Source organism: Streptomyces sp. NRRL F-2664 (genome assembly GCF_000719345.1).
GTDB lineage: Bacteria > Actinomycetota > Actinomycetes > Streptomycetales > Streptomycetaceae > Streptomyces.
On sequence record NZ_JOFX01000019.1, the window covers coordinates 106869 to 116464 of the forward strand.

10 protein-coding genes are annotated in these 9596 nt (G+C 73.6%); all 10 read right to left on the reverse strand.

All coding sequences use genetic code 11. The features are described from left to right. Position 1: 1 nt before the first annotated feature. Complete coding sequence (locus IF89_RS0118280; RefSeq protein ID WP_030768713.1) at positions 2-397, reverse strand: hydrogenase maturation nickel metallochaperone HypA; 396 nt, start codon at positions 395-397, stop codon at positions 2-4. A gap of 115 nt (positions 398-512) precedes the next feature. After that, positions 513-620, reverse strand: coding sequence for a DUF6893 family small protein (locus tag IF89_RS49630; RefSeq protein WP_420706932.1), 108 nt, complete (start codon positions 618-620; stop codon positions 513-515). Next, a complete protein-coding gene (locus IF89_RS0118290; RefSeq protein ID WP_051807227.1) occupies positions 617-1219 on the reverse strand; it encodes a hydrogenase maturation protease in 603 nt (200 codons plus the stop codon). The genes IF89_RS49630 and IF89_RS0118290 overlap by 4 nt, the downstream gene beginning before the upstream one ends. Then, positions 1216-2676 (reverse strand): hypothetical protein, encoded by a 1461-nt coding sequence (locus tag IF89_RS0118295; RefSeq protein ID WP_030768721.1) that lies wholly within the window; start codon positions 2674-2676, stop codon positions 1216-1218. Before IF89_RS0118295 ends, IF89_RS0118290 begins: the two co-directional genes overlap by 4 nt. A 17-nt stretch (positions 2677-2693) precedes the next feature. After that, positions 2694-3395 (reverse strand): DUF6084 family protein, encoded by a 702-nt coding sequence (locus IF89_RS0118300; protein ID WP_030768723.1) that lies wholly within the window; start codon positions 3393-3395, stop codon positions 2694-2696. Further along, complete coding sequence (locus IF89_RS0118305; RefSeq protein ID WP_234327798.1) at positions 3392-4066, reverse strand: DUF5947 family protein; 675 nt, start codon at positions 4064-4066, stop codon at positions 3392-3394. Before IF89_RS0118305 ends, IF89_RS0118300 begins: the two co-directional genes overlap by 4 nt. 20 nt (positions 4067-4086) lie before the next feature. Next, a complete protein-coding gene (locus tag IF89_RS0118310) occupies positions 4087-4614 on the reverse strand; it encodes a hypothetical protein (RefSeq protein WP_030768727.1) in 528 nt (175 codons plus the stop codon). Continuing rightward, positions 4611-6395, reverse strand: a complete 1785-nt coding sequence (locus IF89_RS0118315) for a nickel-dependent hydrogenase large subunit (RefSeq protein WP_030768729.1) — start codon at positions 6393-6395, stop codon at positions 4611-4613. The genes IF89_RS0118310 and IF89_RS0118315 overlap by 4 nt, the downstream gene beginning before the upstream one ends. 91 nt (positions 6396-6486) lie before the next feature. Next, on the reverse strand, positions 6487-7542 hold the full coding sequence (locus tag IF89_RS0118320; RefSeq protein ID WP_030768732.1) for a hydrogenase expression protein HypE: 1056 nt from the start codon (positions 7540-7542) through the stop codon (positions 6487-6489). A 75-nt stretch (positions 7543-7617) separates the two neighbouring features. After that, the gene (locus IF89_RS0118325; RefSeq protein ID WP_030768734.1) at positions 7618-9366 is read right to left on the reverse strand and encodes an enoyl-CoA hydratase-related protein; all 1749 of its coding nucleotides are present in this window, start codon (positions 9364-9366) and stop codon (positions 7618-7620) included. Between the last annotated feature and the right edge of the window lie 230 nt (positions 9367-9596).

The window sequence follows — 9596 nt, forward strand, 5'->3', positions numbered from 1 at the left end:
TTCAGGCCTCCTCGGAAATGGGTTCGCGGGTACGGGTGCCGGCGGGGCCGTCCTCCCAGCGGACGCTGAGGATCTCCAGCTCGCGGCCGGACAGCAGGTCCACGTCCGTGGCCCTCCCGCAGCGGGGGCAGCACAGTTCGGGGGGCATCCCCACGGCCCAGGTGCCGGGGCAGGTCGCGCAGCGGGCGCGGGCCGCCACGGATTCGGTGACGAGCTCCGCGCCGGCCAGCACCGTTCCGGCACAGGCCAGTTCGAAGCAGAAGGCCAGCGCGTCGGGCACCACTCCCGCCAACTCGCCCACCCGCAGCCGTACGGACGTGACGGCGCGCGCGCCGGCCGCCCCGGCGGCTTCCTCCACCTGGCCCACGACGGCCATGGCGATCGACATCTCGTGCATCGGACTCCGTCCTGCCGGGGCTCATTACACCGGCGGGACGGGGGTGCGGCGGGCGGGCACGCCGGTGCGCCGCACCCCCCGTACGCCGTTCGGCGGGGGATGCGGCGCACCGGGTTCACATCCGGCGGATGTGGAGGTAGCGCCGGATGTCGGGGAGGACCTGCAACACCACGGCGGCGAGAACGGCGGCAACCGCGGCCCCGCCGATGACGGCCTTCTTCATGGGGTTCTCCTCAGTTCGCGGCCGGGTGCGCCGTGCTCGTCGGGGGCCGGACGGTGGGGGTCCAGCAGATCCAGGGCCATGCGGACGGCCTCCGGCACGGCGGCGGCCACGGGGGCGCTCAGTCCGATGCCCTCCTCGACGCAGGCCGGTTCGCAGCCGAGGACGAGCGTCCGCCGTGGCGGGGTGGCGCCGGTCCCGGCGCACAGGGTGTCCAGGAGGGCGAGGACGGTGTCGGGTGACATGTGGTGGCCGTCGAGCACGGGCCCTTCACCGGGGCCTGCGGCCTGCGGGCCCGAGGCCCCGGCGTCCGTGCCGACCTCGGCCGGGGACGGCGCCCCGGCCTCCGCCCGCACCTGCGCCTCGATGAGGTACAGCGTGCCCGGTGCGCCGCCGCGGGCGGTGGCGTCGACCAGGACGAGCGTGTCGTAGCCGTCGAGGAGCTGGTAGGCGAGGTGGACCCCGCGCACGCCGAAGTCCACCGCTTCGACGCCGTCCGGCAGTTCGTGCGCGGACAGCGCCCGCACGGTCTCCACGCCGAAGCCGTCGTCGCCGAGGAAGACGTTGCCGATGCCCGCGATCAGGACGCTCCTGGGGTTCACGCGTCCTCCAGCGGGGTGACCTCGTCGGGCTGGAAGTAGAGGAAGCGGCCCTGTTCGCGGCGGATGTCCGCGCCCGGGTCGTCCTCCACCGTGACGGCGAGGTGCACTCCCCCGTCGACGTCGTGCAGCACGGCCTCGACCAGGGCGGCGCGGCCGTGGAGGAAGAGGTCCTGCGCGTCGGTGCGGCGCGGTCCGGGCCGGAGCAGGACTCGGCTGCCCGGGCCGACCGCGACGCCGTCGACGGTGACCCGGTCGCACGGCGGTCCGGCGGTGTCCGCCCGGGCCGGGTCCCACCAGGGGGTGTCGGGCCGGAACACGGCTTCCCCGTCCGGGATCTCGGCGATCGGCTCCGCAGCCTCGGGGCCGGTGACCTCGCGGAGGGAGCGTACGGCGCCGTGGAGGCGTTCCAGCACCTCGGGCGGCAGCGAGTCGGCGAGGTCGACGACGGCGGCCGCCCGGGCGTCGGTGCCGCGCGCCTCGCGCTTCTCGCGGTCGGTCAGGGCCGCCGTGCGCAGGGCCAGGATCTCGTCGATCTCGGTGGCGTCGTACATGGCGCCGGCGCTCTCGGGGGCGATGGCCGGGTGGTCCTCCAGGATGATCGGCGAGGACAGGACCACGTCGGCGCGGCCCGCCGCGCCGGCGAGCACCGGCCAGGTGTGGCGGTTGTCGCAGGCGGCAACGGCCTCGCGGGCCCACTCGGGCGGGTCGGTCATGGACAGGAAGGAGCCGGAGTCGAGGCCCAGCAGCAGGTGGGCGGCGACCAGCGAGCGGGGCAGGGCCGCCTCCCGCCCGGCGGCCGGGGCGTCGGATCCGGCGCCCGTGGTGGCGGAGGGCGCCCACGGGCTGGTGTTCTCCACGACGGCCGTGAGCCGCAACACCCGGTAAGCGCCGTCCAGTTCCACAGCACGCAGCCGCAGGACGCCTTCGACCTCCTCGGTGCGCCGCAGCAGGCGGCCCGCCGTCCGGCCGTCGGTGTCGAGGACGGGCTCGATGTCGTCGCGTGCGGGGCGGGCGAACGGGACCACGACCCCGTCCCCGGCCAACTCCGCCACCCGCACCGTCAGCTCGACGTGCTCCTCGGTGCCCTCGTCCCAGGGGACGAGGACCCGGTCGGCCAGGTGCAGCTCGTCGACCTCGGTGAACCCGCCGCCCTCCAGGGCCCGCTGCACCGTGCGTCGCTGCGCGTGCAGGAAGCGCAGCTCCAGGGTGAGCGTCGCGTCGCCCCTGGGCTCCATCAGGATCTCGGTCTGCTGGAAGGCGGGCTCGCCGTGCGCGGGACCCCAGGCAGGGGGTACGAGGACCCCGAACTGCCAGCGCATCCGGTTCTTGGCGGCGGACGCCCGGTAGGGGTACAGCACGTACCCCTCCAACAGGACGGCGTCGGCCACCTGCCGGGCCGCGTCGAAGCGGGGGTCCGCGGCGGTGGCCGTGGACCGTGCACCGGCCGTCGTCGCCACCGAGTCGTCGGTCGCTGTCACGGGGCCGTCCTCTCGGTGGGGCGCGGGCGCAGCGCACCGAGCCGGAGTGCCCCGGGCGGGGGCGGCTGCGCCGGGTCGGCCGTGTCCAGCAGGGCGCGTACGGTCGCCTCCCAGGAGGCGAGCGCATGGCGGGAGCGGTAGGCGAGCAGCTCGGCCATGGTGTCGCGGGGCAGCCGGAGCCAGCCGCACCCGGGGAAGTGCTGCTCGATCATTTCCCGCCAGACGGCCAGGGGCATCCGGTGGGCGGCTTCGCAGTCCCAGGGCACCGGCTCGACGTTGAAGCCGCCGTCGCCGGTGAAGGCGGTGCCGGAGAACAACAGCAGCAGCGGTGCTTCGCCGTCCCGGAGGGCCTCGAAGTAGCGGGTCGCGGCGATGTCCATGTCGTAGGTGCAGGGCACGGCCAGGTCCGTCTCGGTCTCTCCGGTGAAGCCGGGCACCATGACCGCCACCTGGGCGAACTGCACCGGCTGGAGGGTGGTGCCCCACCGGGAGCGTTCGCCGAAGAGGTCGGCGAGGCCGTCCGCCTCGGCGGGGCCGTAGCCGCGCCGGGCCGGTTCGATACGGATCTGGCAGCGCAGTGCCAGGGCGTGCACACGGGTGCCGGGATCGGCGGTGATCCGCAACCGGAAGACGAGGGTGGGCCCGGCGGCGTACGGGTCGGCGCGGACCCCGGTGCAGGAGAAGGCGAAGCCCGTCATGACCGGTCTCCCATGGCTGCGACGGGCCTGGCCCGCCGCTCGACGTCGTCGAAGAAAGCGCCCAGCGCGGCGCGTGCCTCGGCCCCGCCGTCGAAGCCCTGCCACAGCTTCCGCATCCGGCCCACGAGTGCGTAGCAGGCGTCGATGGGCACCAGGTAGCAGCCGGAGCGGCCCTCCCAGCGGTGCACGAGCAGTGCTTCCGTGTCCGGTTCGAGCAGGGCGGCCAGCGGGCCGCCGTCCAGGACCTGCTGCCACGTCTGCGGGTCGAGTTCGCTCTCCGTCGCGCCGGCCGGGCTGGGATAGAGCGCGACCAGGCGGTCCAGGGCGGCGTTGCGGAAGAAGAAGGCGACGCCGACAGGGATCCGGAGCCGTTCCCACAGACCCTCGTCGAGCTGGTGCTCCGGGTCGGACAGATAGCGGTCGGGGACCGCCCGGTAGCGGCCGGTCCGGGCGCCGGGGCGGTCGAACAGCAGGGAGCAGGCGGTGCAGGCGCACACCAGCGCCCGCTGCTCGGTCTCCACCAGGTGGCGGTGCCCCTCGGGCACCGCCACCCCGCACAGTTCGCAGGTCTCGGGCCGCGGCGGGCGCGGCCCGGTGAACCGGCGCAGCCCCCGCAGGCCCTGCGTACGCGCCCCGGGCTCGGTCAGGTGGGGGACGGCGGGCCCCGTCACGGGTGGGACAGCGGGCCCGGTCACGGTACCCGCGCCGGGCTGTGCGGCCGGGTGCCGATCTGCAGGAGCGGGGGCTGCCGGTCCGGGGCGGGCTCCATCTCCACGCTTGTCACCTCGGGGGCGAAGCAGGCCAGGGCGTCCTCCAGGGACCGCCGGGCGGAGTCGGCGCCGCCGGATCCGCAGCCGCAGCCGGCGGGGGCGGCCGCCGGGCGCAGCCGCAGGACACCGGTGCCCTCGTCGAAGCCGAGCAGTTCCACCGGTTCGGGCGCTCCGGCGAGGGCGCGGCCGATCCGGGTGTGCACGTCCTCCGGGTGCAGGCCGTGCAGGGAGAGCATGCTCGCCACGAGCTCGTCGGCGGCGGCGGCCGCCAGCGGCGCCTCCCCGATCTCCGCCGCGAACCGGGTGAGCCCGGCCCCGTAGAACTCCATGAGCGCCCGCACCAGTTCCTCGGCGGCCGCGCACGCCTCGCGGTTCCCGGTGGCGGCCAGCCGGTCGAGGACCTCCTCCACGCGGCGGCCCGCCTCCCGGGCGTCGACGGCCGCGCTCATCCGCCCAGTCCGCTCAGGCCGGTGGGGACGTGCATGGTCTTCACGGTCCGGCCGCCGCCGACGTACATGTGGACACCGCAGGGCAGGCAGGGGTCGAAGCTGCGCACGGCGCGCATGATGTCGATGCCCTTGAAGTTCTCCGGGGTGTTCTCCTCGAAGATCGGGGTGTTCTGCACGGCGTCCTCGTACGGGCCGGGTGTGCCGAAGGTGTCGCGGGTGCTCGCGTTCCACGGCGTCGGCGGGTAGGGGTGGTAGTTGGCGATCTTGCCGTCGCGGATGACCATGTGGTGGGAGAGGACGCCGCGCACGGCCTCGGTGAAGCCGGCGCCGATGGATTCGTCCGGCACCTCGAACTTCTCCCAGGTCTGGGTGCGGCCCGCGCGGACCTCGGCGAGGCCTTGCTCGGCGCAGTGCAGGGCGATGCCGGCCGCGTACGCCTGGAAGTAGGTGCGGGCGCGGTTGCGTTCCAGTGCGTTGCTCCACTTCGGGATCTTCCACTCGAAGCGGGTCTCGGGCTTGGTCATCGTGCGGGGCAGGTTGATGACGACGCTGTGCCCGGTCGCCTGGACGTAGCCGACGTCGACGAGGCCGGAGAGGGCCGTGGACCACAGGCGGGCGATGGGGCCGCCCCCGGTGTCGAGGGCGAGGTGGTCCTTGCCGTCGAACCAGCGGGGCGACATCACCCAGCTGTACTTGTCCTCGAAGTTCCGCTTCTGCGGGGCCGGGATGGTGTGCTGGTTCCACGGGTGGCGGGGGTCGACCGGGTTGCCGAGCGGGTCGTGCGTGACGAACTGCTCCTGGCCCTCCCAGTCGTCGTAGTACGAGCTGCCGAGCAGGATGCGGATGCCGAGGTTGATCTGCGTGAGGTCGTTGGTGACGAGCTTGCCGTCCACGACGACGCCGGGGGTGACGAACATCTTCCGTCCCCAGTCGGTCATGTTGGCGTAGGTGAAGTCGCAGTGCTCGGGGTCGTTGAGGGCGCCCCAGCAGCCCAGCAGCACCCGGCGCCGGCCGACCTCCTCGTACCCGGGCAGGGCCTCGTAGAAGAAGTCGAAGAGGTCGTCGTGGAGCGGGACGACGCGCTTCATGAACTCGACGTACCGCATGAGGCGGCTCATGTAGTCCGTGAACAGCTGGACGGAGGCGATGGTGCCGACGCCGCCCGGGTAGAGCGTGGAGGGGTGCACGTGGCGCCCCTCCATCAGGCAGAACATCTCGCGCGTGTAGCGGCTGACCTGGAGGGCCTCGCGGTAGAACTCGCCCTCGATGGGGTTGAGGGAGCGCATGATGTCGGCGATGGTGCGGTAGCCGTGGTCGCCGGCGTGCGGGGCCTCGGTGCGCTCGGCCAGCTCCAGGACGCCGGGGTTGGTCTCGCGGACCATCTTCTCGCAGTAGTCCACCCCGACCAGGTTCTCCTGGAAGATGTTGTGGTCGAACATGTACTCCGCGGACTCGCCCAGGTTGATGATCCACTCACCGAGGTGCGGCGGCTTGACGCCGTAGGCCATGTTCTGCGCGTACACGGAGCAGGTGGCGTGGTTGTCACCGCAGATCCCGCAGATGCGGCTGGTGATGAAGTGCGCGTCGCGGGGGTCCTTGCCGCGCATGAAGACGCTGTAGCCGCGGAAGACCGACGAGGTGCTGTAGCACTCCGCGACGCGCTTCTGCTTGAAGTCGATCTTCGTGTGGATACCGAGACTGCCGACGATGCGGGTGATCGGATCCCAAGCCATCTCCACCAGGCCGCTGCCGTCGCCGGCCGCCTTCGTGTTCGGTGCCATCGTGTCTGCCGTGACCCTTCTTCGGTGCGTTCCGTGCTTCGGGGCGTTCGGGGGTTCGGGGCGTGTCCGCGGGGGGGGGCGGGACGACGCGTCACCAGGGCGGGCGGTAGCCCGTGGTCAGGGCGCTGCCGGTGTGCCGCCACTTGGGCTCCTCGTCCACGGTGTGGGCGGTGACCGACCGGAGCTTGCGGACCAGTGCCCCGTACGCCCCGCTGGCGGTGGCGGAGACCTTCGCGCCGGGGGGCTCGTCCATGAACGGCATGAACTTGTCGGGGAAGCCGGGCATGGTGCAGGCGATGCAGATGCCGCCGACGTTGGGGCAGCCGCCGATGCCGCTCATCCAGCCGCGCTTGGGGACGTTGCACTTCACGACGGGACCCCAGCAGCCCAGTTTGACCAGGCACTTCGGGGAGTCGTAGGTGTGGGCGAACTGGCCCTGCTCGTAGTAGCCGGCGCGGTCGCAGCCCTCGTGGACGGTCGCGCCGAAGAGCCAGGTGGGGCGCAATTTGTCGTCGAGGGGGATCATCGGGGCCGATCCCGCGGCCTGGTAGAGCAGGTAGGTGAGGGTCTCGGAGAAGTTGTCGGGCTGGATGGGGCAGCCGGGCACGCACACGATGGGGATGCCGGCCTGCGACTTCCAGTCCCAGCCGAGGTAGTCGGGGACGCCCATGGCGCCCGTCGGGTTGCCCTCCATGGCGTGGATGCCGCCGTACGTGGCACAGGTGCCGATGGCGACGACGGCGAGGGCCTTGGGGGCCAGTCGGTCGATCCACTCGCTGGTGGTGATGGGCTGGCCGGTCGCCGGGTCGTCGCCGAAACCGCACCAGTAGCCCTCCGGCTTGATCGCCTCGTTCGGGATCGAGCCCTCGACGACCAGGACGAAGGGGTCGATCTCGCCGCGCTCGCCCTTGAAGAACCACTCGATGAAGGTGTCCGCGCCACCGACCGGGCCGCATTCGAAGTCGATCAGCGGCCAGTGCACGGCGATCTTGGGGAGACCGGGCAGGGCGCCGGTGACGATCTCCTCGATGCTCGGTTGCATCGCCGCCGTCAGGGACACGGAGTCGCCGTCGCAGCTCAGGCCTGCGTTGATCCAGAGGATGTGGATCACGGGCTCTTCGACCGGGTCCTTCGTCACTGCGGCCATGCGCTGCCTCCTCGGGGAGGGATCAGGGTGTGGGAGGGGCCGGGGAGACGGTCCGCGTGGGCCCCACGTTTCTTGCTAACAGCCCGCGGGCCCGGGTGCCTCGTCCTGTACGGCCGGTCCAGTGACGGCGCGCCGGTCCCCGGCGGCGCGGGCGAGGTGCGGCGGGGTCGCCCCAAGGGGCTCCTTGCGGACGAAAGCACGGCGCAGGGCGTGGTAGGGGGCGTCGGGGTCGAAGAAGGTCCGCCGCATCCGTGCCAGCTCGGCCGCCCGGTAGGCGGCCAGCGGGCGGCGCGCCTCGTTGAGCTCGCGGTCGGCCTTCTTCGCGGCGATCCGGGACGCGGTCCCGGGCAGGCCGGCCAGCCGGACCGCGAGGCTCTGCGTCTCGGCGGCGAAGTCCCCGGGGGCGCAGGCGACCGTACGGTCGACCAGTCCGAGCCGGTGCGCGGCGGCGGCCCCCAGCGGCAGCGCATCGGAGGTGAGGCGCACCGCCGGTCCGGGGCCGACGCGGCGGGGCAGGGTGTACGTCCAGTACTCGGAGCCGTACAGCCCCATCAGGCGGTAGTGCGGGTTCAGGACGACGCCGGAGCGGCACCAGACCTCGTCGGCGGCGAGGGCGAGCATGGCTCCGCCGGCGGCGGCGTTGCCGCCGAGGGCGCTCACCACGAGCCGGTCCGTGGTGGTGAGCACGGCCTCGACGAGGTCGTTGATGGCGTTGATGTTGGCCCACGACTCCTCGGCGGGGTCGGCGGCGGCCTCGATGACGCCCAGGTGGATGCCGTTGGAGAAGAAGTCGCGGCCGCCGCCCAGGACCAGGACGGTGGTGGGGCGGGTGCAGGCGGTCCGGTACGCGTCGAGCAGGCGGCGGCAGTGCGAGGTGCTCATGGCGCCGCCGGGGAAGGAGAACGACAGGAAGCCGCTCTGCCCCTCCTCGTGGTAGCCGATGTCCGACCAGGCGGGGCGGTACGGTCCGCCGTCCGGCGGGGCGGGGAGCTCGGGGAGCGGGGGCAGCCGGTCCCCGAGGGCGAGCGTCGCGGGCAGCCGCGGCGTGGGCGGCGCCCCTGCCGAGCGGGGGGCGCGCAGCTCGGGGATCCACACGGCCCCGTCGGTGGTGGCCCGGCAGACGGCGCCGGCGCGGGTGGCGAGGAGTTCGCCGGGGCTGCCGTGCAGGGCGTCCTCGCGGTGGCCGCCGTGGAGGTACCAGGTGTCGCCGAGGAGGCGGTCGCGTACGCCGGGCTGCGAGTCGGCGGCGCGCAGGACGCGCAGGACGCGGTCGGTGGTGTCCGCCGCCCAGTCGATGCGGCGCTCGTCCTGGCGCAGGTACGGGCGGGTGACGCCGTCGGTCTGCGGGTGCGGCAGGTACCTGCCGGAGGCGAACCGCTCGACGGCGAGCAGGACGGCCTCCATGGCGGCGTCGGCGATCTCGCCGCGGTAGAGGTCGCTCTTGCCGACGGGGGGCACCGGGCAGTCGGCGGTGGCCCAGACGTCGCCGGCGTCCATCTCCGCGTTCGCCTGCAGGACGGTGACGCCCCAGCGGGCCTCGCCGTCCTGGACCGCGTGGTCGAGGGAGGAGGGGCCGCGGTCGCCGACAGGTCCGGGGTGGACGACGAAGCAGGGGTACGCGGTCCAGACCTCGGCGGGGAGGGCGGTGCGCAGCATCGGCGCGAGGACGAGGTCGGGGTGGTGGCGGCGTACCGTGTCCGCCAGCGGGACGTCGGCGTCGGGCAGGGCCAGTTCGACCGCCACCCGGTGGCCGTGGTCGCGCAGCTCGGCGTGGACTCGCTGGGTGAGGCTGTTGAACGCGCTCGCGACGAGCAGGACGTACACGGGGTCTCCCGGCGGCGGCCCGGAGCCGCCGCGTCGCGGTGCGGCCGGGCCTGGTCGGCGGCTGGTGACCGGAGCATGACCGGTGCGGCGGGGCCGCGGGGGGGCGGTGGGGCGGGGGTGTCACTCGAAAGCGGGGTGGGGGCGGCCTGCCGTGTCCGCCAGCGGGGCGTCGGCGTCGGGCGGGGCCAGTTCGACCGCCACCCGGTGGCCGTGGTCGCGCAGCTCGGCGT